At 36.8% G+C, this 24,272-nt stretch carries 21 protein-coding genes; 13 read left to right on the top strand and 8 right to left on the bottom strand.

Annotated features, from left to right (window positions below; all coding sequences use genetic code 11):
- Window positions 1-184: 184 nt before the first annotated feature.
- Window positions 185-1,762 (bottom strand): T9SS type A sorting domain-containing protein, encoded by a 1,578-nt coding sequence (locus QM481_RS01310; protein ID WP_283380351.1) that lies wholly within the window; start codon window positions 1,760-1,762, stop codon window positions 185-187.
- Window positions 1,763-2,167: 405 nt separating this feature from the next.
- Here QM481_RS01310 and QM481_RS01305 point away from each other — a divergent pair, with 405 nt between their 5' ends.
- Together QM481_RS01305 and miaA are read left to right on the top strand one after the other, a co-directional pair.
- On the top strand, window positions 2,168-3,064 hold the full coding sequence (locus QM481_RS01305) for a hypothetical protein (protein ID WP_283380350.1): 897 nt from the start codon (window positions 2,168-2,170) through the stop codon (window positions 3,062-3,064).
- Window positions 3,065-3,077: 13 nt separating this feature from the next.
- Window positions 3,078-3,974 (top strand): tRNA (adenosine(37)-N6)-dimethylallyltransferase MiaA, encoded by an 897-nt coding sequence (miaA, locus tag QM481_RS01300; protein ID WP_283380349.1) that lies wholly within the window; start codon window positions 3,078-3,080, stop codon window positions 3,972-3,974.
- Window positions 3,975-4,374: 400 nt separating this feature from the next.
- Here miaA and QM481_RS01295 read toward each other — a convergent pair whose 3' ends face one another.
- Window positions 4,375-4,986: a beta/alpha barrel domain-containing protein gene (locus QM481_RS01295; protein ID WP_283380348.1), complete on the bottom strand. Its 612-nt coding sequence runs from the start codon at window positions 4,984-4,986 to the stop codon at window positions 4,375-4,377.
- Between the two features lie 246 nt (window positions 4,987-5,232).
- Between QM481_RS01295 and mnmA the strand changes: the two genes are divergently transcribed.
- Together mnmA and ybiA are read left to right on the top strand one after the other, a co-directional pair.
- Window positions 5,233-6,369 (top strand): tRNA 2-thiouridine(34) synthase MnmA, encoded by a 1,137-nt coding sequence (mnmA, locus tag QM481_RS01290; protein WP_283380347.1) that lies wholly within the window; start codon window positions 5,233-5,235, stop codon window positions 6,367-6,369.
- A 171-nt stretch (window positions 6,370-6,540) separates the two neighbouring features.
- Window positions 6,541-7,098: a riboflavin biosynthesis intermediates N-glycosidase gene (gene ybiA / locus QM481_RS01285; RefSeq protein ID WP_283380346.1), complete on the top strand. Its 558-nt coding sequence runs from the start codon at window positions 6,541-6,543 to the stop codon at window positions 7,096-7,098.
- A gap of 128 nt (window positions 7,099-7,226) precedes the next feature.
- Here the strand turns inward: ybiA and QM481_RS01280 are convergent, their stop codons facing one another.
- Complete coding sequence (locus QM481_RS01280) at window positions 7,227-8,258, bottom strand: glycoside hydrolase family 43 protein (protein ID WP_283380345.1); 1,032 nt, start codon at window positions 8,256-8,258, stop codon at window positions 7,227-7,229.
- Window positions 8,259-8,793: 535 nt separating this feature from the next.
- Window positions 8,794-9,192 carry a LytR/AlgR family response regulator transcription factor gene (locus tag QM481_RS01275; RefSeq protein ID WP_283380344.1) on the bottom strand — a complete coding sequence of 133 codons (399 nt, stop codon included), beginning with the start codon at window positions 9,190-9,192 and terminating at the stop codon, window positions 8,794-8,796.
- A 652-nt stretch (window positions 9,193-9,844) separates the two neighbouring features.
- Between QM481_RS01275 and QM481_RS01270 the strand changes: the two genes are divergently transcribed.
- Window positions 9,845-10,465 carry an alpha-ketoglutarate-dependent dioxygenase AlkB family protein gene (locus QM481_RS01270; protein ID WP_283380343.1) on the top strand — a complete coding sequence of 207 codons (621 nt, stop codon included), beginning with the start codon at window positions 9,845-9,847 and terminating at the stop codon, window positions 10,463-10,465.
- Here QM481_RS01270 and QM481_RS01265 read toward each other — a convergent pair.
- Together QM481_RS01265 and QM481_RS01260 are read right to left on the bottom strand one after the other, a co-directional pair.
- The gene (locus QM481_RS01265) at window positions 10,462-11,199 is read right to left on the bottom strand and encodes a hypothetical protein (protein ID WP_283380342.1); all 738 of its coding nucleotides are present in this window, start codon (window positions 11,197-11,199) and stop codon (window positions 10,462-10,464) included. The genes QM481_RS01270 and QM481_RS01265 overlap by 4 nt on opposite strands.
- A gap of 178 nt (window positions 11,200-11,377) precedes the next feature.
- The gene (locus QM481_RS01260) at window positions 11,378-11,860 is read right to left on the bottom strand and encodes a peptide deformylase (RefSeq protein ID WP_283380341.1); all 483 of its coding nucleotides are present in this window, start codon (window positions 11,858-11,860) and stop codon (window positions 11,378-11,380) included.
- A 71-nt stretch (window positions 11,861-11,931) separates the two neighbouring features.
- On the opposite strand from QM481_RS01260, the gene QM481_RS01255 reads away from it, so the two are divergent.
- The 5 genes from QM481_RS01255 to QM481_RS01235 all read left to right on the top strand — a co-directional run bounded on the left by QM481_RS01255 (window position 11,932) and on the right by QM481_RS01235 (window position 17,777).
- On the top strand, window positions 11,932-12,513 hold the full coding sequence (locus QM481_RS01255; RefSeq protein WP_283380340.1) for an aminotransferase class IV: 582 nt from the start codon (window positions 11,932-11,934) through the stop codon (window positions 12,511-12,513).
- A gap of 56 nt (window positions 12,514-12,569) precedes the next feature.
- The gene (locus QM481_RS01250) at window positions 12,570-14,006 is read left to right on the top strand and encodes an ATP-dependent DNA helicase (RefSeq protein ID WP_283380339.1); all 1,437 of its coding nucleotides are present in this window, start codon (window positions 12,570-12,572) and stop codon (window positions 14,004-14,006) included.
- Between the two features lie 103 nt (window positions 14,007-14,109).
- On the top strand, window positions 14,110-14,610 hold the full coding sequence (locus QM481_RS01245) for a lipocalin family protein (protein ID WP_283380338.1): 501 nt from the start codon (window positions 14,110-14,112) through the stop codon (window positions 14,608-14,610).
- A gap of 246 nt (window positions 14,611-14,856) precedes the next feature.
- Window positions 14,857-15,918, top strand: a complete 1,062-nt coding sequence (locus QM481_RS01240; protein WP_283380337.1) for a glycoside hydrolase family protein — start codon at window positions 14,857-14,859, stop codon at window positions 15,916-15,918.
- 53 nt (window positions 15,919-15,971) lie between these two features.
- Entirely contained in the window at window positions 15,972-17,777 is a 1,806-nt protein-coding gene (locus tag QM481_RS01235) for a rhamnogalacturonan lyase (protein WP_283380336.1), read from the top strand.
- A 252-nt stretch (window positions 17,778-18,029) separates the two neighbouring features.
- Here the strand turns inward: QM481_RS01235 and QM481_RS01230 are convergent, their stop codons facing one another.
- Window positions 18,030-19,199 carry a PQQ-dependent sugar dehydrogenase gene (locus tag QM481_RS01230; RefSeq protein ID WP_283380335.1) on the bottom strand — a complete coding sequence of 390 codons (1,170 nt, stop codon included), beginning with the start codon at window positions 19,197-19,199 and terminating at the stop codon, window positions 18,030-18,032.
- A gap of 294 nt (window positions 19,200-19,493) precedes the next feature.
- Window positions 19,494-20,456 (bottom strand): MBL fold metallo-hydrolase, encoded by a 963-nt coding sequence (locus QM481_RS01225; RefSeq protein ID WP_283380334.1) that lies wholly within the window; start codon window positions 20,454-20,456, stop codon window positions 19,494-19,496.
- Window positions 20,457-20,819: 363 nt separating this feature from the next.
- Between QM481_RS01225 and QM481_RS01220 the strand changes: the two genes are divergently transcribed.
- From QM481_RS01220 to QM481_RS01210, 3 genes are all read left to right on the top strand, one after another.
- Window positions 20,820-21,776 (top strand): hypothetical protein, encoded by a 957-nt coding sequence (locus tag QM481_RS01220; protein WP_283380333.1) that lies wholly within the window; start codon window positions 20,820-20,822, stop codon window positions 21,774-21,776.
- A gap of 4 nt (window positions 21,777-21,780) precedes the next feature.
- A complete protein-coding gene (locus QM481_RS01215; protein WP_283380332.1) occupies window positions 21,781-23,109 on the top strand; it encodes a flippase in 1,329 nt (442 codons plus the stop codon).
- Window positions 23,110-23,294: 185 nt separating this feature from the next.
- Window positions 23,295-24,194 carry an NAD(P)-dependent oxidoreductase gene (locus QM481_RS01210; protein WP_283380331.1) on the top strand — a complete coding sequence of 300 codons (900 nt, stop codon included), beginning with the start codon at window positions 23,295-23,297 and terminating at the stop codon, window positions 24,192-24,194.
- The last annotated feature ends 78 nt before the right edge of the window (window positions 24,195-24,272 follow it).

Here is a 24,272-nt window from a genome sequence, read left to right as displayed (position 1 = left end):
TTTTTCGACCGCTTTTTTGGTAAAAGCTTGTAGAATATTGCTAATCCTAAAAATTCGGAATGATTCATGTTTTAGTAAAGCATTTCGGCTCTATAGATGAAAAGAGGATTTAATAATAATCACTCATTAACTCAAGCACCATTCACTCAATTAGATATGATACCTATTTTATGGTTAGAAAATATCAAGGAACCTTCAACACTTTTCCTTGATAAACAGGGGCAATCTTAGTATTGCCAGTAGTAGGAGTGACCGAAATCAAGTAAAGGTTAGGAGATAGGTCTGACATATCTATAGGAAGTAAATTGTTTTCCGCAATCATATTTTCCTGAGCTTGTACGAGTCTTCCTAAACTATCATAAATTTTTAGATTAAAATATTGACTTTCAGCATCTAAACGCACAAAAAGTATTGAGCTGCAAGGATTAGGATAAGTAGGTAGTTCTTGAACAGGAACGAAGTCATCTATGATCCAATCGCCCGTGTATTCATAACAACCAATATCGTAGGCACCCCCAATAGGTCGAAGGGTATCTGTTAAATCTGTTTTTAAATTAAGATAAGCTAAGTCTTTACCTGCATTTACCAGTGGTGACGAGAGTCTTGGCTTGTAATTATCGTTATTGGAATATTGAAGTTTTGCGTTGTCTATCGATTTGTCTGTAAAGTTATTTGAGGCAATGTATCGTACTGTCGGATAGGTTTTGATATATTGATTAGTGGGCGTTTTGAGCAGTAAATTATTATAAACCTCATACTGTTGGATATTACTGTAAAGTTTAAGGCTTTCTCCTTTGGTACTGATGATACTATTGTTCATGATTCTGACGTAGGTATTTTCTGTAGAACGAGGTCTGGTATCTGAGAAAATACCATTTCCTCCAACATTATAAATCAGATTGTTATATACTTGCTGATTGCCCAAACCTCCGAGCATAATAATACCTGTTCCGTTTACATCATGGATAATATTATTGTAACAGTCGCCACCAGCACCTCCGCCAATCTGAATACCATTTACCTGATATATCGAAAATGGATTATACCCCGTATGTTGGAGTTCATTGTGATGGACTTTAGCATCAGGCGCACATGCATATTGGATTCCTTCGGCGGCAGTTCTTTGGACTTTATTATGGTGTATTTCTAATCCATAAATCAGGTGAGGGGATGCCAGCACTTTGCTACCATCGCAAGTGATTTCTTGTCCCTCGTTCCAAAACGAACTCCCTATATACATCCCTTCGCTTCCTGTATCGTGAATATAATTGTGATGTATCAAAATATTAAACATCGCAAAATTGCCTTCCCAGTTACTTTGGTCACAAAAAGGATCAGATTTTACCATGATTCCTGCAAATCCCACGTGGGAAATCTCAGTATTTGCCACCTCGATATCGCTACTTGTTCCCTCTATTTTGATACCCATTGAAGCACTAGCGGTTGAACTTACACCAATGCCTTCTTTCAAACTGGTATCTCCCGAGCCTAAAAATTGAATATAATTACAATCAGAGAATAAAACTCCGACATTGAAACCTGTGATATTGACTCTACCACCGCAGTTGATGATTTTGATAGGCTGTGAAGCCGTACCTTTGATATTGGTAAATCTCATTTCGGTATAATCACCAGCAGTAATACAAACCGTTTGTCCAGGTTTGACAGGTAAGTTGGCAGGGTCAAAGTAGTTGGCTTTGCTAATTTTAATGTCACAATTACAGTTTTGTGAAAAGGACGAAAAACTAACAAGAAGTCTCAAAAAAAATATCGTAGTTATAATTAAGCGCATAATTCTGTAAACCAAGATGAATAAATTAATAACTGGCGGATAATTAATCGAAACATTAAGCTTAATAATAGGTGGTTTTAACAAAATTATGAAATTTTCGCATTTATGTATCTTTTTGCTCTAAAATGTATTTTTAGAAAAACCTTTTCTATTTTGAGCTACAATTTTAAGCCGTTTTTAGAGTGATCTCCAACGATGGCAAAATACTTAAATATCAAGAAAGAAGAGATGAACCATATAGCTGTATCTATGCTACAATTAGATACCATCCTTCAGTTTGAAAGCGCCTTCAAACAGCAGAGATATGATTAACTCATAACATCTTCCTACTTACGATGATAAGAATGCCTATCTTTGCGACAAAATAAAATAAGAATGGCAGATAGTGAATGGATAGAAGAGCTTTGTCAATGGCTCGAATGGCAGGGTATTCCTTTTCAAAAAAGCACGGAGCAACTGGAAGGACAGATTTTGCCTTTGTTATATTTTCCTACTAAAAAGATAAAACTCCTTCTATTTGATATTTATCATTGGAAAAGCACACCGCTTTCAGAGGCCTATGGCACTAAATTGAGCCAGTTAGCTCAATCTACAGGTATCAAATATATTTGTCTTTGGCAAGATTTATGGTACACCAAGCAGGCACTCCTAAAAGCAAGAATCAGCAGTATATTGGGCTTTTTTACCAGATTGCATGCACGTCATTGTGTAGTCTCCAGAATTGACAAGCCTCTAATGGATGCTTTCCTACAAACACACCATTTACAAGGAAGTACGCAAGCCAAACTGAAATATGGACTTTTTCTCAAAAAACAATATATCCCTAAATACTTAGGCGAAAATTTTCCTACTGATGAAAATGCACTGATTGCGGTAGCAAGTTTTAGTGGCGCTCGTACCATGAAATGGGGCGACAGACAGGATTTTCGTTCGTATGAATTACTGCGATTTGCTTCACTGCAAGGATATGTTGTGGTAGGAGGGATGGACAAACTCATGAAGGCTTTTATGCAAGAAAACCAGCCAGACGACATCATGAGTTATGCAGATAAAGATTGGTCTGATGGGCGTAGCTATCAGGTGCTAGGATTTGAGCAAGTGTTAGATTTTGAGACAATTACCTATTATTGGGTGAACTCGAAAACATACGAACGTTATCCTGAAAACCGTATTCTCCAACAATACTCTGTAGAGGAATTGAAATCCCAAGGTTGGATTAGAATAGGCAATTCGGGTAGTTTAAAGTACATAAAAACTCTTAGAAAAGAATAGGAAAGTTTCATTTATGCAATATGAATTAATCACCATATTAGGTCCAACAGCTTCAGGAAAAACGCATTTGGCAGTACAATTAGCGGCACAGCTCGATGCCGAAATTATTAGCGCAGATTCAAGGCAAGTGTATCGTAGAATGAACTTGGGAACGGGCAAAGACCTAGAAGAATACAGTATTGGAAACAAAAAAATTCCCTATCACTTGATTGATATTGTAGAGGCAGGAGATAGTTATCATATTTTTCAGTTTCAAAAAGACTTCCAAAAAGCATTTAAGGATATTCGTAGTCGTGGTAAAATTGCCATTCTTTGCGGAGGTAGCGGATTGTATTTGGAGGCAGTTTTAAAAGGCTTTCAATATACAGCTGTTCCCATCGATGAAGCGTTTCGTGCGACTTTACTTCCCTTAAGCCACGAAGAACTCCTAAAACGTTTTGATACAGTAGCCTCGTTTGTACCCAAAGCAGATACATCTACCCACAAACGCACCATCAGAGCCATTGAAATAGGAGAGTATCTTAAAGTGCATCCTGAGTTTGAATTGCCACAGCAGCAAGTAATCAATTCAATCATCTTTGGACTAAATCCACCTGTAGAATTACGTCGAGAAAAAATTACCAGACGTTTGCATCTGCGTTTTGAACAAGGAATGGCGGAGGAGGTAAAAGCATTACTTGATGCTGGTGTCAGCCCAGATAAGTTGATATTTTATGGCTTAGAATACAAATGGATAACGGAGTATTTGCAAGGTACAATAGACTACCAGACAATGTTTGATCGATTAAATGTAGCGATACATCAATTTGCTAAAAGACAAATGACTTATTTTAGGAAAATGGAGAAAGATGGTTTGATTATCAATTGGTTAGATACAGAGCCGTTTACTCAAATTCAACAATTTATATAGGCTTTTTTAGGAGTGTTTTGTTACTTTGTTATAGAAAAATCGTATAAATATTACAATTCGATTAGGGTCAGCCTGTTCAAAGTTGTCATTGTATCAAATTAGAGATTTTTTCACACTCTTTTTCACTCCTATCTAAAATGTCAGTCGTTATTTTTGCCCTTGTATTATTAGGAATGGGTTTTTACCTTTCCTATTCTGTGAGTAGCACTCACAAAGAAAAGAAGTTTTCCAAATAAGAAAACTTTCTAGATGCTTGATTCGTAGTAAGGCAATATATGCACGGAAAATATTACTTACTAACCCATAAGTGTTCCTGCTTTGTTAAATTTTATTAAATGTTAGGTTTTGAAATTTGAAAATGTGTTCGGTATTTTCAAATTTCAAAACCTTTATTTTTGGCCTAGAAATCATCATCTAGTGCTTCCAAAATATTGATTAATTCGTCCATATCGGCAAAACCTGGACGAATTTCTTGCCCACCTTTCAGCGCCAAACCTTTAAATCCTACTTCTTCCAATAATTGGTTTGCATTGTCCTCTGTAATACCAAAACCTAGGAGAATTGGATATTGCGCTGCCCACGTTTCGATTTGATTGGTGATATCATCTATTGGAGTAAATTCATCTGAATTTTCTAACAAAAAATAGGTAACATATCCCGCTGTCGATTGAAACAAAGCTGGAAGATTAGCTTCAGCAAAATCAGTTTTGAGAATAATGGGTAAATTCAACTCTTTTAAAACATCTAAATCTGGCAAATCAGTCCCTGAGTTGGCCGAAATCTGGATTGCATCGGGTAAAAAAGTGCTTACCATTTCTTGAATATGCAACGCATTATTCGAACTGGTCTCACCCACGATTTGAACGCCTGCAAGCCAACCTCTCATTTCTTTATATTTCTCAAAAGGAACATTGTCCATTGAAAAACCAATATATTCAACGCCCATTCCTGCACAGTAGCGAGCATCTGATAAATTATTTACCTCCGAAACCTTAACGATAGTTTTTAACATAATTGTTTGCTTCTTGTAGGGCAAAACGTTTACCCTAGAATTTTTGCAAAAGTACAATTTGACCAACTCAGAACCAAAAAGCTAGCCGTGGTGTTAGAAAAATATTGTATTTTTGCAAAAGAATATTTGGTTAAGAGAAGCTGTCAATCTTTGATAAGTACCATTATTGGATTTACAACGTTGTTCTGGCCATTATTCAAAATCATATTTAAAAACAACGGAGGACTTTGAATCCTCGCCGAAAACATGAGTAAGCACGGAAGAATTTTAGTCGCCATGAGTGGCGGTATCGACAGTTCGGTGGCAGCAGTAATGCTTCACGAGCAAGGTTACGAAGTAGTTGGTATGACCATGAAAACATGGGATTATGCCTCGTCTGGGGGAACCAAAAAAGAAACAGGTTGTTGCTCGTTGGATTCCATCAACGATGCTCGCAACATTGCTGTAGAGTTGGGTTTTCCACATTATATTCTCGATATTAGAGAGGAGTTTGGAGATTATGTAATCAACCACTTTACGGGTGAATACTTGGAAGGACGCACGCCAAACCCTTGTGTAATGTGTAATACGCACATCAAGTGGGATGCGCTTTTGCGCCGTGCCGATAAGCTTGATTGCGAGTTTATTGCAACAGGACATTATGCCAATATTCGTGAAGAAAACTCACGCTTTGTGATTTCTAAAGGTGTTGATACTTGGAAAGACCAAAGTTATGTGTTGTGGGGTGTTTCGCAAGAAAGTCTTTCTCGCACTAAGTTACCTTTGGGACATTTGACCAAAAATACCATCAGAGAAATGGCAAAAGAGCGTGGCTTTATGGATTTGGTCAACAAATCTGAAAGTTATGAAATCTGTTTTGTGCCAGACAATGACTATCGTGGTTTCCTAAAACGCCGAGTAGAAGGTTTGGAGGATCAAGTGCGTGGCGGAAACTTTGTAGATACCACTGGTAAGGTTCTAGGAAAACATGAAGGATATCCATTCTATACCATCGGTCAACGCAAAGGTTTGGGTATTGCTTTAGGCTATCCAGCTTTTGTAACGGAGATTCGTAAAGAAACTAATGAGGTGGTATTGGGCCGTGATAAAGATTTGGAGCGTGATGGTATGTGGGTTGGACAATTGAACTTGTCGAAGTATACCTCTATCCCTGATACGTTAGAAACTATCACGAAAGTTCGTTATAAAGATCAAGGAACACCAGCTAAAATTATTCAAGAAGGAGAAAAAATTAGAGTAGATTTCCATCAACCTGTATCAGGTATTGCGCCTGGTCAAGCGGCGGTGTTCTATGAAGGAGAAGATGTTGTTGGCGGAGGCTGGATTACAAAATCGTTTAAACAAGATGCCACTTCTGGTATATATGCTGCGGTAATGCAGTAATATAAACGTTGAATTGTTGGGAGGCATTTTTTCAAATATATTTGGAAAAAACTCATTACATCATCAAATATTTTAGCAAGAGGATAGATTCGAGAGAGAGTCTATCCTCTTTTTTGTTTATTCTTTTCATGAAATTTTACTATTTTTGATTTTCTAACCAAAATAATATCTATGAAATACAATCAACAATGGCTCTGTGAAAAGTACAATTACGGAGAGCCAATTAAATATCTATTTTTCTGGGGGCATCAGTCTACAAAAGATGGTAGCCTTTCTAAGTCTTGTTTTAGTCAGTGGTGGCAATCACCATTTGAAGTCGACAGAGAAGTTTTTGTAACAGCCGAGCATTGGATGATGGTACATAAAGCCAGACTTTTTCAGGATGAATTTACAGCTGAAAAAATCCTAAAAGTGAAGAGTCCAGCAGAAGCCAAAAAACTTGGACGCTCGGTAAAAAACTTTGATTCAAGGATTTGGGATACTCACAAATTTAATATTGTTGTTGAAGGTAATTTTCATAAATTTTCTCAAGATATAGCTTTAAAGGAGTTTTTATTAACCACCCAAAATAGGGTTATTGTAGAAGCAAGTCCTGTAGATTCTATTTGGGGAATAGGCATGGCTTCTGACCACCCAGACGTAGAAAATCCGATGGAGTGGGAAGGCGAAAATCTATTGGGGTACGCACTCATGGAGGTGCGGGATAGGTTGCAGAACTTTAGGCAATAGGGATCAGGCATTAGGCAAAGAGTATCTAATTTGTGTGAAATGACATCTTATTTAATAGGACATAATTCATAGCATTACTCCTAATTATTTGGAGTAATGCTATTTTATTTTCAAATAGAAATAATTCCCTATTTCAACTTATTAGGTTCAACGCCTTCGAAAGTCATCTTAACATCTTTAATGGTACCGTCTTCGTTAAAATACAGATGATCGACACATACTACACGATGGTCACGGTCGAGATTAGGAATAGGGCGACGGTGATAAACAATGTACCAATCATCAGATTTAGGAGAATTAATTACGGAATGATGCCCTGCGCCTGTTGCAACCTTTTCGTCTGCCACTAAAATAGTGGATTTCTTCTCAAATGGTCCCCAAACTGAATCTGCCACCCCATAGGCTACTTTATAAGTACCATTAGTCCAACCACCTTCCGACCACATCAAATAATATTTGCCCTTACGGATAAACATAATTGGTCCTTCCACGTAGCCTTTTGGTGTGATTTCTTTGACCATTTCCCCGTTTTCTAAAGGCATTAAACCCGTAAAATCGGGTTTGAGTTTGGCAATATTACAGTGTCCCCAACCTCCATAAATAATATAATATTGTCCGTCTTTATCCTGAAAAACTGCTTGGTCAATAGGTTGTGCTTTATTGTAAAATTGATTGATAAGAGGTTTCCCAAGATAGTCTTTATAAGGACCTTCGGGTTTAGAGGCCACTGCAATACCTATTCCTCCCACCTTATCATCTTTGTCTGGATTGTTTGCTCCGAAGCCCTTACGTTCGGCGCTTTGAATATCATTTGCGGAAAAAAACAAGAAATACTGCTTACCTTTTTGTACAATTGATGGTGCCCACATCGCCATTTTTGCCCATTTGATGGCAGTAGTGTCTAAAATTCGAGGATGTTTTTTCCAATTGACTAAATCTTTGGACGAAAAGGCATCAAAGAATATTTGGTCTTTGTATTTAGCCGAAAATGTTGGAAAAATCCAATATTCTTTATTCAAAATGACCGCTTCGGGGTCGGCATACCAGCCTTCAAAAATGGGGTTGCCTGAGGTTTTTTTAGGAGCCTGAGCAAACACATTTGAAAGAGAGATGATAAATGTTAAAAAACAGTAAATAGAAAATTGAGATATTGATTTCATAAAATTTGGGTTTGATTATTACCCCAAGTTATGACCAATAAAAATCGAATCCTATTTGAATGAACTGTATGACAGGACATAGCAGTATAGGGTAACAATTTTCTGAACCCATTTAGAACATCTTGATATTTTCTTATGTATATGTTTAAATAAATTTAAAGTAGAAAATTCTTCCTCAAATTGAAAATTTTACTAACTCTAATACGGATACGTAAGTTATTACTTAACAAAAAATATAGAATTACATGATAGACATTTGTATGTTTTGACTGGAATACTCAAAATAGTTCGGAGTGCATCATAAATAAATGGAGTTTGCACTCGTTGCCCATAGTTTTGAGAGCAACAAGGGCATTGGTTTCTGGTGGTTATTCTATTTTTCATTTTAAAATAATAGAGTACTGTCACAAGTGCAATAACCACAATGGTAATGACGGTAAGAGCGGCTAGGTTCAAGATTTCGTTTTTCATGAGTTCTAACTTTAATATGTTGGTGTGTTTAATAAATAATGGAAAAGAAGTAGCTTTTATACGCTTAAGCGGAAATAGAGATATTGAATAAAAGCTCTAAAAAATCGTCTTGGTAGTTTTTTCCAATAGGTAAAATACAACCATTGCTCATTGTAACTTCCTGTAAGCTAAATTCATTGATATGATCAATGTTGATTAAATATGATCGATGAATACGGATTAGCTTTTCATAATTGAGTGAATGCTGAATTTGTACTATACTCGATTTCAATACAAATTTTTTGGAAGTACAAGTTTGTAATTCTACATAATTTCCAGCACTTTGCACAAATACTAGGTTATTGTATAGGAGCTTGATATAGAGGTTGTTTTGCCTTATAAATACATACTCCGTTCTGATTTTTTCTTTATTTTCTGGATTTGGCGGTACCAAAAAATTACTAGTCTTTTTTAAATAAACCATGTATTAAAGTAGTTTTAATCACAGATTAAAAGAGTAGAAGCTAGTTCAATAGTTTATATTTTGAGCATAGTGTATTTAAAGTTGTCAAAAATTGGCTTTTTAACTATTGGCTAGTTTAATTTTCTCTTTATAATCCATAGGATTTAGTGAGTGTTTAATAATGTTTTTTGGCATACTTTTATCGAATATAAACGGATGTATATTATAAGATTTAGGCAGTTGCAAGTGTATTAAACAGGTGTAGTGAAGGGTAATAGGTTTTGTTCAAAGTGACATACTTTGAATAATTGAAATGTTATCGTGCAAGAAGGTAAAAGTTAACTGTATTGAAATAGGCTAGCAATATGATATTTATACAGTATGTGGTGATTAGTTATTAAATACACAAGGATGAGAATATTTATGGCGAAATTTCCTCAGTTATCAGTGTAATTCTATACAAATCTCGTGAATTGGAGATGGTGAAGCAATATCCTATTAGATATAAATTTATACTTAAAGATAATTAGAAACAAATATTTTCAATAAGTAAATTGTAAATTTATATAAAAACTGCAAATACTTATATTTAGTTTATTAGGTGTTAATTTGTAGCAATATTCGGGTATGAAACCTCTAACATTCTCTTAAAATTTGCGTAAAAAACACTTGTATGACACTTTCATTATTTGAGTGTGAAGACTCTCAATTAAATCTGTTACCAAAGGATGGGACAGTCAACTACTATGGTAAACTTTTTTCAGAGGAAGAAGCCAATCGATTCTTCGAAGAGCTTTGGACTACTATTGATTGGAGAAATGATGAGGCGATGATGTTTGGCAAAAAAATCATTACCAAACGTAAAGTCGCTTGGTATGGCGATAGTCCTTTTCGCTATACGTATTCGAAAGTTACCAAGGAAGCGTTGCCTTGGACACCAGGATTATTGATGCTAAAGAATAGAATTGAAATGGCCACTGGCGAAACTTTTAATTCATGTTTACTCAACCTCTATCATACTGGTGATGAAGGCATGGCTTGGCATAGCGACGATGAAATTGATTTGAAAAAAAATGGTGCTATTGGTTCAATCACCTTTGGAGCTGAACGAAAATTTGCTTTCAAACATAAACATACAGCCCAGAAAGTGGAAATGCTATTAGAACATGGAAGCTTGTTGGTGATGAAAGATACCACTCAAACATTTTGGTTGCACCGATTACCGCCTTCTAAAAAAGTCAAAAAACCAAGAATCAATCTGACTTTCAGAACTATCGAAAATCAGCGATTTTAGGTTAATACAGGCTGTATTTTTCGTTCATAATACCAAACAATTTTATCCAAAAGTACATCTCCGCCACCATAAAAAAACACTGCTCCCAAAGGAGGATTGGCTGTAGCTAGTCCTCCATAAGTGTAGGGACGCCAAACCCAACAGTTGTAATATGTACCAATGAGTTCAGTCGTAAAAACCGCTATTCCAATGAAAAAATACACATTCTGCCATCTTTTTCGTCTAACCAATACAAAAAATAACAGACCAAATAGCAATGAAAAATGGTCGTTCCAACCATAACCAACCGCTACAAATACTAGTGCATAAAATACAATGAAAATAGGTCTTAATACCTTGTCATAACGAGCAGCCCATGATGTGTGTGCGAAGATATAACCTGTGGCATATACGATGCTATGACCAAATGGCACATAAAAAGGTACATAAGGCGTACGATAATCATACATTCCTGCGCCATTGCAGAAAATTAATTCCCCTAAATAGGATAAAAAAATCATGACGAAAAGTAACTTTCGCAGATGAGCATCGCTGTGTTTGAAAAGTAATCCAAAATAAACAAGTGTCAGTATATCAGCTAGATATCTTCCGTCAAATATATTTTGGGCAAACCAAGGAGAGTCGACAAAAAGTAAGGCTGTAATAAAAGGAAAAAAGCCCCAAGCCAGCGCTAACAGTGCCTTGAAGTTTTGTGTGTTTTGATTAAAAATGGGAAACGAAAGAATATATTTCATCGAATGTCATGTCAAAAGTTATCTGAATGTGAATTTAACATTTTGGGCAAGGCCAACTCACAATTTACCACTATTACTTAAATATTCTTGCAGAATTAAGTTGGATAAATTTTGAGATAAAACATTAGTAATCAAAAAATACACTCAAAACTCATCACTCATAATTCAGCACTATTACCTATCTCCATTTAAAAGACTTGTTATCGATAGCCCTCATCGTACATAAAATACCATCTAAATGATCATATTCATGCTGGAGCAGTTCTGATAAATCACCTTGCATATCCCAAATTTGCTCCTGCCAATTTTCGTTTAAATAACGAATCGTGAGACTTTTATGTCGCATTACTTTTACTAACAAACGAGGGAAACTCATGCAGTCATCCCAGAGTTCAAATTGCTCTTCACTGAGATTTTCTAACACAGGGTTGATAAAAACTACGGGTTTGTCAATATTCATATAAATTACCCTTTTCATAATGCCTAATTGTGGTGCCGCAATAGCTCTACCAAAATTGTACTTTTCTCGGATTTCCTGCATGACATTATGTAGGTCTTCAACCCATTCTTTTACGAAGGGTAATTCTTCTTTTGTCACTTCTTGACATATCTCATAAAGTCGAGGGTCGCCCAAGACTAGCAAATCATCTAAGGTTTTCATTTTTGAATCAATTATTTATGCAAAATCTGGAATATCTATTTAAAAAAAGTAGTTTAAATTTACAGAAGAATATGAGAATTTTAGAAACCATACAGATACAAGATGGAAAGATTTTACAATTATCCTACCATCAAGCACGCATGAACGCCGCCCGAAAGCAACTTTGGCAGTGCGAAAACGTCATAGATTTAGCGTCAATGCTGATTATCCCATCAGAACATCAGAGCGGTATTGTGCGTTGTAGAGTAGTGTATCAACAAGAAATAGAGGAGATACAGTTTATTCCATACCAGTGGAAAAATATTCAGAAAATAAAAGTAGTAGAAGCACCTCCCATCGATTATGCTATCAAATGGCTTGAAAGAAGTGTTTTTACACAACTACTACAAGACAACTCTGAAGCGGATGAGTTGATCATTACTCAGAATGGATGGGTTTCAGATGCTACTATTGCGAACTTGGCATTTTGGGATGGGAAACAGTGGTTTACGCCTAATACTCCATTATTAAAAGGAACAAAACGACAATATTTGTTGGATACGCATCAAATAAAAGAAAAAGCGATAAGGATTGAAGACCTGAAACATTTTGAGAAAGTATGTTTAATCAATACTTTCAGAGATTTATCACATGAAGATGCAATCATTCTTTAGCGCTTTAAAATCACAATTTACTCAATTACTCCCTCACAACTCATTCAATAATTGCCGTGGCAGAAGAACAAAAAACACCTTCGTTTTTATTAAGACAAAAATTTCCCTTTGAACCAACGGTAGGGCAGGTTGAGCTTTTTCAGAAAATGGAAAAGTTTATCCTCAATACTGATGATTTTGGTCCTTTATGTTTTTTGCTAAAAGGATATGCAGGTACAGGGAAAACCACGGTGATTTCGACAATAATTAAGGTATTGCCCAAATTTGGTTATAAATCTGTTTTGTTGGCACCAACAGGTCGTGCGGCAAAGGTAATGTCCAATTATTCGAAAAAGACAGCCTTAACGATTCACAAGAAGATTTATCGCCAAGTTGCCAACCAATATACAGGTAGCTTAGAGTTTCAGCGTCAAAATAATTACGCCACCAATACCATTTTTATCATCGATGAATCCTCAATGATTTCTGATGATGCCGAGTTTGGCACTGCGGGTTTGCTCACAGATTTGATGGAATATGTGTTTACTCACCCAGAATTAGATTATAATGGGAACAAAATTATTTTTGTTGGGGATACCGCACAGTTACCGCCCGTAGGAAAGTTTATGTCGCCAGCGCTGGAAAAAGTTTACATGGAAGGACAGTTTCACCTGGGTGTTTTGGAGCAAGAACTTACCGAGGTAATGCGTCAGGATGCTGAATCAGGGATTTTGTATAACGCTACACAATTGCGTAGTACGCTTAGTACCAACAAACCAAAAATCTCTTTTGTAACCAAAGGATATAGAGATTTTTATAAAATGACTGGTGAAAAGCTGGAAGACGGACTGAACTATGCCTATCGTAAATTTGGTCGTGAAAATACGATTATTCTGACTCGTTCCAATAAAACTGCTGTTCTCTACAACCGCTATATTCGTCAGCAAATTTTTGCCTTGGATGATGAGCTTTCAGTAGGAGACTTGTTGATGATTGTAAGAAATAATTATCACTGGTTGGGAGATGACTCCCCAGCGGGATTTTTGGCCAATGGCGATTTTGTAGAGGTTATGAAAATCCGAGGTGTAGAAGAAATGCACGGATTCCGTTTTGCAACTTTGTATGTTCGATTACTTGATTATGAAGACCATCCCGAAATTGAAGCGAAAGTATTGTTGAGTACCTTATATTCCAATAACCCTTCTTTGAATAAAGATGAAAGTAAAGCGCTTTACGACTCTGTAGCCTTGGATTATGAGCATATTACCAACAAAAAAGACCGTATTGCCGAAATTCGTAAAGACCCTTATCTCAATGCTTTGCAAGTAAAGTTTGCCTATGCGCTCACCTGTCATAAATCGCAAGGTGGTCAGTGGAACGCCGTGTTTGTTGAACAAGGCTATCTGACTGACGAACAAATCAATGAGGATTTTGTACGTTGGTTGTATACGGGCATTACGCGTGCTACACATGAGGTATTTTTAGTCAATTTTCATAATGAGTTTTTTGATTAGTACTGTAAAAATTATCCTAAAAAATTGATAAATGATAAGAGGTTTGAAGCAATTCCAAATCTAAAAGGCTGAGTTTTTCGTATTTTTCCCAAACGAGAAACTTATGAAATACATACTTGCCTTTACTTTGTTTTTAATGAAAACCAATTTTGTACCGAATGCCACGGTCGAGAAAGTTGATTTAAGACGCTATTGCGGTGTCTGGTATTCACTTTACTCTTTACCCACTATGTTTGATCGCAATACCCGCGAAACCACAGGGTATTATTCTCTTAATGCCAAAGGTTACTTAGATGTGGTAACCACTTATAAAAAAGGAGATGACGAAGAAATTCACTCCGTAAAATCCAAAGTTTTTCCTGTTGCGAATACCAATAACGCTAAGCTCGAAGCACAATTTTTATGGCCATATCGAGTGGATTATTGGATTATCGAACTCCCCGAAGATTATTCTTATGTGGTAGTGGGACATCCAGAGTACAAATTTTTGTTTATCATGAGTCGTAAAAAGACTATGCCACAAAAACAGTTGGATGATATTATAGCCAGATGTAAAGCAAAAGGCTATCCTGTCGATAAATTAAGTTCACAGAAGCATGACTAAGGAATAGCAAATGATATTTACTTTCTGAAAAAATCTTCTAATTAAGACGTTACTTAGTAGAAATATACCAATTGAATCTTTTAGGTTATATAGCGTCATTCGTTAGTGTAGAATTATGATTTTTTTACTTTCAAATATTTACTAATTAGACACATGTGTTTATAAAGTTTTATATTCAAAACTCACAATTCACAATTCATCACTACCAATTTCCTGATCTAAAAATTGATATTATCTCTAAACAGTATGCTTTCTAGAAGAACCTTTTTGGCTTCTTTGGGAGTCTTGCCATTGACTACATTTAGCTTTGGAAAACCCAAAACGAAGGTTTTGCCTTTATCCGATTTTGTTAAGCATCTTGAACCAATTGGTCGTCGATTGGAAATAGAAGGATATTACGTTTGGTGTGCTTCGCCGATTATGGCTCCAGATGGGAAAATACACGTATTCTTTTCTCGTTGGCCAGAAAAATACAAAATGGGTGGATGGATTCACAAATCCGAAATCGCTCATGCGGTTGCTGATTCACCGACTGCTCCTTTTCAAGTGATAGGTACTATTCTTGCCCCAAGAGGCGAAGGATATTGGGACGCTACTACTTGTCATAATCCTCATATTCAATTTGTTGATAATCAATACTGTTTGTTTTATATGGGTAATTCCAATGGTAAAACAGACACCAAGCGTATTGGTATTGCCACAGCGCCAAGTCTCGATGGACCTTGGACTCGCTATGACAAACCGCTGTTAGAAGCGGGTGCTGAAGGTACTTGGGATGACCATTGCACTACGAATCCCTCTTTTATCAAACATCCCAATGGGGAATATTGGTTGTATTACAAATCTTGGAATACGAAAGAATACCAAGAAGCCCAAGGTGCTATTCGAGGAAATCGGAAGTACGGTTTAGCGATAGCCAAAAACCTTATGGGGCCTTATCAAAAGTATAAAGGAAACCCTATTGTTGATTTTTCGAGAAAAGGTAATAATGCTCAAGTTGAGGATGCTTTTACTTATTTAGAAAAGGGGAAATTCAAAATGCTTACCCGTGATATGGGATATTACAACCATGAGGTGGGTTTATTTATGGAGTCTAAAAATGGAAAAAAGTGGAGCGAACCTACGGTATCGTTTCTCCCTGCTGAAGCCTACATTACCGAACCACCAGCACCTTCGCATCTCAAGCGATATGGTAGATTTGAACGCCCGCAATTACTCATGCAAAACGGTAAGCCAACCCATCTATTTACTGCCATGCAAGGCGGGAAATATGCTACGTCTAGTTGTTTTATTTTCCGTTTGAGCTAAAGTTTCACTACTAATATTCACTAATTTCTTTACCAATAAACCTGATTTATTTCATGAAAAAAATCGTAAGTAAAGTATTACCCTTTGCCATGGGGTTACTGATGTCGCATGGTATTACGGCTCAATATCAACTTGAAAATTTAGACAGAGGTTTGGTCGCAGTACGTACCAATCCCAAATCTGTTTTTTTGAGTTGGAGAATCCTTGGTACTGACGCCAAAAATCTTGCATTTAATCTATATCGAGGCAAAACAAAACTGAACGCCAACCCAATTTCAACTATATCTAACTGGGTGGATAGTAGCGGAGTTGAATCTGAAGAATACAGCGTTAGAGCCGTATTAAATGGCAAAGAACAAAAAGCCTATTCTACCAAAGTATTAGCACAAAACTTTATTGAAATCCCTCTGAATATCCCTACTGGAGGTACAACTCCAGACGGAAAACCCTATACCTATTCAGCATCAGATTGTTCGGTTGGGGATTTAGATGGTGACGGGCAATATGAAATCGTACTGAAATGGGATCCAACTAACTCGAAGGATAATTCTCAAAAAGGCTATACAGGCAATGTCTATTTGGATGCTTATCGTATGGACGGGAAGCAATTGTGGCGTGTGGATTTAGGTAAAAATATCAGAGCTGGTGCCCATTATACTCAGTTTATGGTTTTTGATTTTGATGGCGATGGTAAAGCCGAAATTGCGTGTAAAACTGCTGATGGAACCACAGATGCAATAGGAAAAGTGATTGGAGATGCAAAGGCTGATTATCGTAATGAAACAGGATATGTATTGGATGGTCCTGAGTTTTTGACGGTTTTTGAAGGAGTTTCTGGAAAAATTCTTGATTCTGTACCATTCACGCCTGAGCGTGGAGAGGTAGGAGCTTGGGGCGACAAGTATGGCAACCGAGTGGATAGATTTATTTCTGCTGTGGCATATTTGGACGGTAAACATCCAAGCCTGATTACTGGGCGGGGCTATTATACTCGTTTGGTTAGAACTGCTTGGGATTTTGAAAAAGGTAAAATCAAAATGCGTTGGAATTTTGACTCCAACGATGCTGGAAACGAAGCTCACAGAAGTATGGGAAATCATCAGATGAGTATTGCCGATTTGGATGGGGATGGCAAACAAGAGGTAATCAGTGGAGCATCTGTAATTGCCTCTACTGGTAAAAGCTTTTACGCCAATGGCTTGGGTCATGGCGATGCGCTGCATGTTTCGGATATGGATCCAACCAGAAAAGGCCTAGAGCTTTGGCAATGTCACGAAGAACCAGCCAAATACGGAGAATATGGCATGGAGTTTAGAGATCTATTGACAGGAAAACCTATTTGGGGTGTATCTGGAGAAGGTAAGGATGTGGGACGCTGTATGGCTTCGGATATTGATCCAACGCGTTATGGATATGAAGTTTGGGGCTCAGTAGGAGGACTTTATGACTGTAAAGGCAATCAAATTAGTGCTACCAGACCTCGTTCTATGAACTTCGCTGTTTGGTGGGATGGTGACTTAACTCGTGAGTTGTTGGATGGTAATCATGTAGATAAATGGGATTACCAGAATGGACAATTAGTTCGTTTGTTTACTGCTGAGGGCTGTTCGTCAAACAATGGAACAAAGGCTACGCCAGCCATTTCAGGAGATTTGTTTGGAGATTGGCGTGAGGAAGTTGTGTTGAAAAAAAATGATAGCTCTGCATTACGAATTTTTACTACAACCATTCCAACGACCTACAAAATGCCAACGTTGATGCATGATGCCCAATACCGTGTGGCTATCGCTTGGCAAAACTCTGGTTATAATCAACCTCCACATCCAAGTTTTTATTTGGGCGAAGTTGCACCGAAGTAATTTGAAAATTTGAAGATGTGTTGATTTGAAAATGGATTGTGATTTTGCGTAGCTAAATACCCGAGAGTCACGCTTAATTTAATGAATTTTACGAGTAGAGACACAATGCTTTGTGTCTTAAGCCGAATCAGACATAGCATATAGTATCAAAAAGGCGTTCGAAATAAGCTTTTCGAACGCCTTTTTGATACTTTATCTCAGGATAATAGTCACTAATTTGCTCATTATCAGATCACTAAATTAGGGACGAAATTATTCTGGAAGTAACTGGATAATTCTTCCCGGACCTTCTACCGAAATATAAATCAAGCCATCTGGACCTTGTTTTACGTTACGTACACGTCCAATACTTTCCAATAGTTTTTGTTCTTTTACCACCTTGCCATCTTTAATTTCGAGACGGCTCAAATATTGATATGCTAAACCTCCAACTAACAAACTTCCTTTCCAACCTTTGTATTTATCACTTGTAATAAAAGAGATACCACAAGTTCCGATAGATGGAGTGTATTGGTGTTGTGGAAGCGTAACACCTTCTTTTGAAGGAGCTTTAGAAATCGTTTTTCCGTCGTAGTTGATACCATAAGAAACTACAGGCCAACCGTAGTTTTTACCTTTTTGGATAACGTTTACTTCATCACCGCCACGAGGACCGTGTTCTGATTCCCAAATTTCTTGTGTAGTTGGATTAAAAGCCAAACCTTGTGGGTTGCGGTGACCATACGAATAAACCGTAGAAGGAGCAGTGTTACCTTCTAATACAGGGTTGTCGCTAGGCACTTTACCATCGTCGGTCATACGGTGAACTTTTCCCCAAGGAATCGTTACATTCTGCGCATTCATGTTAGGCGATTCAGCACCGCCGTAGCTAGTTGCACCACCTTCTCCGATTGATAAAAACAAAAATCCTTTATTGTCAAACTCAATGCGACTACCATAGTGATTGTACATGGTGTTGGTGGCTGGAGTTGTAAAAATCTTTTCAGTACCCGTAATAGCATCACCGTTAAGTTTGAAGCGAATCAAATTTAATTGTGATCCATCATCAGTGCCTTTGCTTACATAAGTCGCATAAATCCAGCCATTTTGAGCATATTTTGGGTGAACTCTTAAGTCCAATAAACCACCCTGTCCTTTTACAAATACATCCGTTGGAGCTCCTGAAAGTTCAGTAGTTTTTCCACCTGAATAGCGGTAAAATTTACCTTGTTTCTCTGTAAAAAGTAAGTCACCATTAGGAAGAAAGTCCATTCCCCAGATAACATCCTTGTCATTGACAATGATATTGGATTTGAGTTTTGGTTGTGTATCTGCGGTAGCGTTTTCTGTAGTAGGTTCTAATCCTCCATTAGTTTTGCAGGAGAATCCAGAAGAAAGAGACATGATTGATAAACAAGCACATCCTAAAAGTACATTTTTCATAATAATTGAATAGTTGGTTTTAATTTTCTTACAAAAGTATCATAATCAAGCTTTTCTCTGTCGGGGCTGTAGGGCTTTTGGTACCAGATTGTGGAGCCATTCAAGAGTTAGGACAGGACGAAGGACTCCCAAGTATTGCAGATTTAGGATTTCTGATTTCGGAAATAAAGTAAAATACCTTTATTTCAAGAAATACAAAAGATTACACTTCCGAAATCCAACATCTGATATCTGAAATAGATAGTTTTATAATCCTTCGTTCACTACTAATCTCATGCAATCTGAAATCTTGATTTAGAGTTTAATTTTTTCTCCTTGTTGTGGAAAAATGATGTTTAATCCTAATATATTTTGAGCTTTCATCTGTTCAATGATTTTTTGCTCGTTTATAGCTGGGGGTTTCAAATGCGTGATAACAACATTTAAGCCTTTCATATTTTCTTTTCCAGCAAGGTCTGCCAAAACACTCATTTCTTTCATCAACCATTGTGGTGTTAGGTGACCAAATAACAAATGATTGGGTTGTTCGTTGGGGAAAGAAACCTCGATAAGAATGCCCTTCAATTGCTTGTTTTTAATCAATGGTGCTACGGTTTTCCAAAGGTTTTTCAACTTTCCTGCTTTTTCTAATTCATCAGGTCCTGTGTCTCCCAAATACAAGACGTACGAATCTTGATGTTTAATCAAAAAGGCCGTGCTTTCAAAAGGCTCAATATGACTTAATGAAAAAGCTTTTACCGTCATGTCCGTTCCTGCAATTTTTTCCTCTGTTTCGAGTGGTAAAGTTGCATAATGGTATTTTTTCAAGAGAACACCAACGCCTGCATCGCCAAAATTTACCCAAGTTTTATCATTGAAATAGTTTTCTTGCATAATAGTCATGCACTTTTGTGTAGCATAAATACTTTTCGCGGTATCACCAGGGGAGTTGATAATGAGTCCAGAAACATGGTCGAGGTGTGGGTGAGAAATGAAATAACCTTTGATGTATTTTCGCATCACCTGCGAAGCAGATAAAGTAAACGTTTTTTTCTCCACAGCTTTTTGCAAACCTGCATAAACCGTTCCTGCGTCTAATGCCACAAATTGCTCAGAACCACTCGCACCAAGCATATAGCAAGACATATTACTTTCGTCGGTGCCACCTTTTACGCCCAAAGGAATTAAGTCAAATTGTGCTTTTTGCCCTAATGTAGCGAGACTTAAAAGGGATAAGGTTGCTAGTGTAAAGATTTTTTGCTTGTTGAATCGTATCATAAATGAAGAATATTAAATGCTAATTGTTGGTCTAATGAGATGATGATTGTCACTAGAAACCGTAAAGTTAGTAGATTCGAAATTAAATTATGGTTGAAGTTGAGATTTAAAAGCGTTTGTCTCAGAGACGACTAATGTTGGAATACTTTTTGCAGAAATTCCTTCAAAGAAAGTATCTATTTGAAGCGTAAAGAATAAAAAATGAGAAATATTGCTTTTGTTTTATCATTAAATTTCTATATTTAAAAAAGGAATTACTCTTTCGGCATAATACTTGATAGGTGAGGTTATTTGAATATACCTGTTTATCTGGTAAAAGCCATAGCCTAACTATTCTTGTATATAGATTCAACCCGTGTACTTATGTTTGAAAAAATCCTTAACAAATTTCTGAGCCTGATTGTCTTACTCCGCCATGGACGAATGACACCAGATGTACGTTATTATTACCGCCATACTTATCGGTGTCAGCTAACACAACTTAAGTATATTTTTAGGGACTATGTAATCAAGAAACCTTACAAAGAAATTGAGTTTCAGGGGGAGTTTGCTCCTGAACTAGAATTTACGATTCCGTTTGCTTATTGGCACTTCAAAAATGGTACCTTGAAAAGTACCAAGGCAGCGCTTTTTACCAAGGAAATGTATTTCTTTTCGCCTCATCATGAAGAAGTCTTTGATGTAAGAACCAACGAAGGAAATTATAATTTTGAACTCCCTCGTGTACTGTACAGTCAAGATTATGACATGGCCAAATGGCTTGAAGTGCCTTATAAAGAGCATTTTAAGAACGATGTTTATGTCTATGACAAACCGATGCTGATGATTGCTAATCGATACAATATGGAATGGGGTGGAGCACCCATTAGTTTTTATAGTATCGAAGATTTGGACTTTATGATTAGTCATTTGAAAAAAGACTATACCATTCTTTATAACCGCCCACGTCCTCAGAATATCACTAATGATACCAGCGATATTTACGAACTCAATGACTATGAGTGGTTAGCCGAAACACACCCTGAGGTAGTTTTGATGGAGGATTTGTATAAAGAGAATAAAATTAAAGCCAGAAATTACAACCATTTCCAACTATCTGTATATGCCAATTGTGAGAAGTTTATTTCTATTCATGGTGGTACGGCAGCCTTGGCAAGTTGTTTTAAAGGCTCTAATATAATTTTGTCAAAAAAAGGACCAGAGCATCATTTTGGTTGTTTCAAAACACTTTTTCCAAAACTTTCAGGAGCTACGATTTATCATGCCAAAACCAATGAAGAGGCGAGAGACTTTGTGCTAAAACATTACGTAAAATCATAACCGTATGGCAAATAACTATTGGTTAAAATCTGGTTTCTTGAATATTCTCCAAAGTTTGACAAATGTACTTTTTGGCTTTGGAGGCTTTTATATGTTGGTACGTGTTTTGGATAAAAATCAGTTTGGCGCTTGGACACTCTTTATGACGACTACCTCTATATTAGAGGTAATTCGTAATGGCTTAATTGGAAATGCTTTGGTGAAGTTTTTGTCAGGCGCAAAGCCTGAAGAGAAAACCCCAATTATTACGGCTTCGGTAACAATTAGCGCATCGCTTTCGGTTTTTTGTGTATTGCTAAATTTGATTTTTTCACATTTTCTCAGTGTAATGTGGCATACGCCTGAGCTGGAACCAATGTTTTATGTGCACAATATTACCTTTTTACTTTCGGGTGTATTGGCTATTTTTAACAGTGTCGAGCAAGCGCATTTAGCGTTTAATGGGGTTTTTATTACAACCTTTATTCGTCAAGCAGTCTTGTTCCTATTTATTCTGGTTTGTTTTATTACAAAGTTCACGATTCCGTTAGCGTATTTGGTGTATATTCAGATTGTGGCAGTTGTGATAGCAACTTTGATTGGATACAGCTACGCTAGAAAACACTTGACACTCGATAGACAGTTGCACAAAGAGTGGATTAGTAAATTGTTTCATTTTGGAAAATATACCTTCGGTACATCGGTAAGCTCTATTCTGTCGGGGACTATCGACCAAATGATGCTTGGGGCTATGCTTTCTCCTGTGGCTTCTGGGGCATTTAATGTGGCAGTACGAATTACAAATCTTATCGAGATACCAACCAATTCTATTGCTACGATTGTATTTCCACAAAGTGCCAAGCGTGCACAAGAAGGCTTAGATGGAGTGCGATATTTGTATGAAAAATCTGTGGGAACAATCTTGGCTTTGGTGATTCCTGCCATTATATTTCTTTATCTCTTTTCTGATTTAATCGTCAATATTATTGCGGGTGGAAAATACGATGACTCGATTCCTTTATTGAAGATTACGTTGTTGTATTGCATTTTTGTACCATTTGGTCGTCAATTTGGTATCGTTATCGATTCTATTGGCAAAACCAAATTAACCTTCTCTGTGGTGGTTTTTTCGGCTTGTTTAAACATTGCGATGAACTACTTTTTGATTAGTTCGCAAGGAGTAATGGGGGCGGCTCGGGCAACTTTAGTGTCCAGTTTTATTGGTTTTATCATCGGACAAGTAATTTTGTATAAAGAACTAAAAGTAAATGTGCTTCACCCATTTGTTTACGCTTTTAGATTTTACCCAGAATTTTATCACCAATATATCAAGCCTCGCTTAAAAAAGGCTTGATGTTAAATATTAATGCAAAATAAAATTGCATTAATACGCTTTAGGCTGTAAGCCGTAGGCATTAGGCAAAAGAGCTTAAATTATTTCATGAGAAATTCATTTCAACTTTTAGCCTACAGCATACAGCCTAGAGCTTAAAGCGGGTAAAATTATTTTAATTTTGCCTACTAACTTAAGTTTTTTAGATGAAAAAGTTTAAACAAATCACCTTAATTGAGGATTGTAGACTGAGTCCTGAAATTTTACCAGATTTACAGCAATATGCTGAAAAACCTGTGGTAATGTTTCAGGACTCTCCTGTTTCTGATGAGGAAATTTTAACAAGAATTGGAGATTCCGATGCCATTTTTCTGAGTTGGAAAACAAAGATTAATGCTTCAGTTTTAAGACAATGCCCACAGCTTAAATATATTGGTCTATGTTGCAGCATGTATGAAAATATTTCTACAAATGTGGATATTGAGACTGCCAAAGAACTTGGAATAACGGTAAAAGGAGTCAGAGATTATGGCGATGAAGGAACTGTCGAGTTTATAATATCGCAATTGATTTCATTATTCAAAGGCATCGGCAAAGCTCAATGGCGTTCTGAATCTACCGAGTTGACAGGAAAAAGTCTTGGAATTATTGGCCTAGGAACACTCGGACAAATGGTTGCTAAAACAGCTCAGTTTTTTGGCATGAAGGTATATTATTACAATCGTTCAAGAAAAAGTGAGTGTGAAAACTTAGGAATACAATTTTTATCATTGTCTGAGCTTCTCGCTACTTGCGACGTAATATCAGTTCATTTGCCCAAATACACTGTTTTATTAAACGAAGAGGAGTTTTCCTTCAAAAAGAAAAACTCTATTTTGATTAATACTTCCGTTGGGTTGACATTTGACAAAGACGCTTTTTTGAAATGGTTGCAAAATGACTCGACATCATTTGCCATTCTTGATGCAGATGGAGCAGGGACTTTCTATGAAGAATTTAACCAGCATCCTCAAATCATAACTTATCCTTTTAGTGCAGGATTTACTGCCGAAGCTAGAAGACGATTATCGGAGAAGGTTTTGAAGAATGTAGAAGAGTATTTATAGCATTACTGGTTCAAGCCACAGTCTCGAACTAGGAAATAGGCAAGCATCAGGATGATACATGATGGAGTGAAGACATTT

The sequence above is a fragment of the Flectobacillus rivi genome, assembly GCF_030056655.1.
In the GTDB taxonomy this organism is placed as follows: domain Bacteria; phylum Bacteroidota; class Bacteroidia; order Cytophagales; family Spirosomataceae; genus Flectobacillus; species Flectobacillus rivi.
The sequence above is the reverse complement of the archived record's forward strand: the minus strand, read 5'-3'. Positions and strand labels throughout refer to the sequence as shown.

Bases quoted from the DNA above. Each gene is read 5' to 3' on its own strand.
- QM481_RS01305 (WP_283380350.1), top strand. From the start codon at position 2,168: ATGGCAGATAGTGAATGGATAGAAGAGCTTTGTCAATGGCTCGAATGG.
- miaA (WP_283380349.1), top strand. From the start codon at position 3,078: ATGCAATATGAATTAATCACCATATTAGGTCCAACAGCTTCAGGAAAA.
- QM481_RS01295 (WP_283380348.1), bottom strand. From the start codon at position 4,986: ATGTTAAAAACTATCGTTAAGGTTTCGGAGGTAAATAATTTATCAGAT.
- mnmA (WP_283380347.1), top strand. From the start codon at position 5,233: ATGAGTAAGCACGGAAGAATTTTAGTCGCCATGAGTGGCGGTATCGAC.
- ybiA (WP_283380346.1), top strand. From the start codon at position 6,541: ATGAAATACAATCAACAATGGCTCTGTGAAAAGTACAATTACGGAGAG.
- QM481_RS01280 (WP_283380345.1), bottom strand. From the start codon at position 8,258: ATGAAATCAATATCTCAATTTTCTATTTACTGTTTTTTAACATTTATC.
- QM481_RS01275 (WP_283380344.1), bottom strand. From the start codon at position 9,192: ATGGTTTATTTAAAAAAGACTAGTAATTTTTTGGTACCGCCAAATCCA.
- QM481_RS01270 (WP_283380343.1), top strand. From the start codon at position 9,845: ATGACACTTTCATTATTTGAGTGTGAAGACTCTCAATTAAATCTGTTA.
- QM481_RS01265 (WP_283380342.1), bottom strand. From the start codon at position 11,199: ATGAAATATATTCTTTCGTTTCCCATTTTTAATCAAAACACACAAAAC.
- QM481_RS01260 (WP_283380341.1), bottom strand. From the start codon at position 11,860: ATGAAAACCTTAGATGATTTGCTAGTCTTGGGCGACCCTCGACTTTAT.
- QM481_RS01255 (WP_283380340.1), top strand. From the start codon at position 11,932: ATGAGAATTTTAGAAACCATACAGATACAAGATGGAAAGATTTTACAA.
- QM481_RS01245 (WP_283380338.1), top strand. From the start codon at position 14,110: ATGAAATACATACTTGCCTTTACTTTGTTTTTAATGAAAACCAATTTT.
- QM481_RS01240 (WP_283380337.1), top strand. From the start codon at position 14,857: ATGCTTTCTAGAAGAACCTTTTTGGCTTCTTTGGGAGTCTTGCCATTG.
- QM481_RS01235 (WP_283380336.1), top strand. From the start codon at position 15,972: ATGAAAAAAATCGTAAGTAAAGTATTACCCTTTGCCATGGGGTTACTG.
- QM481_RS01230 (WP_283380335.1), bottom strand. From the start codon at position 19,199: ATGAAAAATGTACTTTTAGGATGTGCTTGTTTATCAATCATGTCTCTT.
- QM481_RS01225 (WP_283380334.1), bottom strand. From the start codon at position 20,456: ATGATACGATTCAACAAGCAAAAAATCTTTACACTAGCAACCTTATCC.
- QM481_RS01220 (WP_283380333.1), top strand. From the start codon at position 20,820: ATGTTTGAAAAAATCCTTAACAAATTTCTGAGCCTGATTGTCTTACTC.
- QM481_RS01215 (WP_283380332.1), top strand. From the start codon at position 21,781: ATGGCAAATAACTATTGGTTAAAATCTGGTTTCTTGAATATTCTCCAA.
- QM481_RS01210 (WP_283380331.1), top strand. From the start codon at position 23,295: ATGAAAAAGTTTAAACAAATCACCTTAATTGAGGATTGTAGACTGAGT.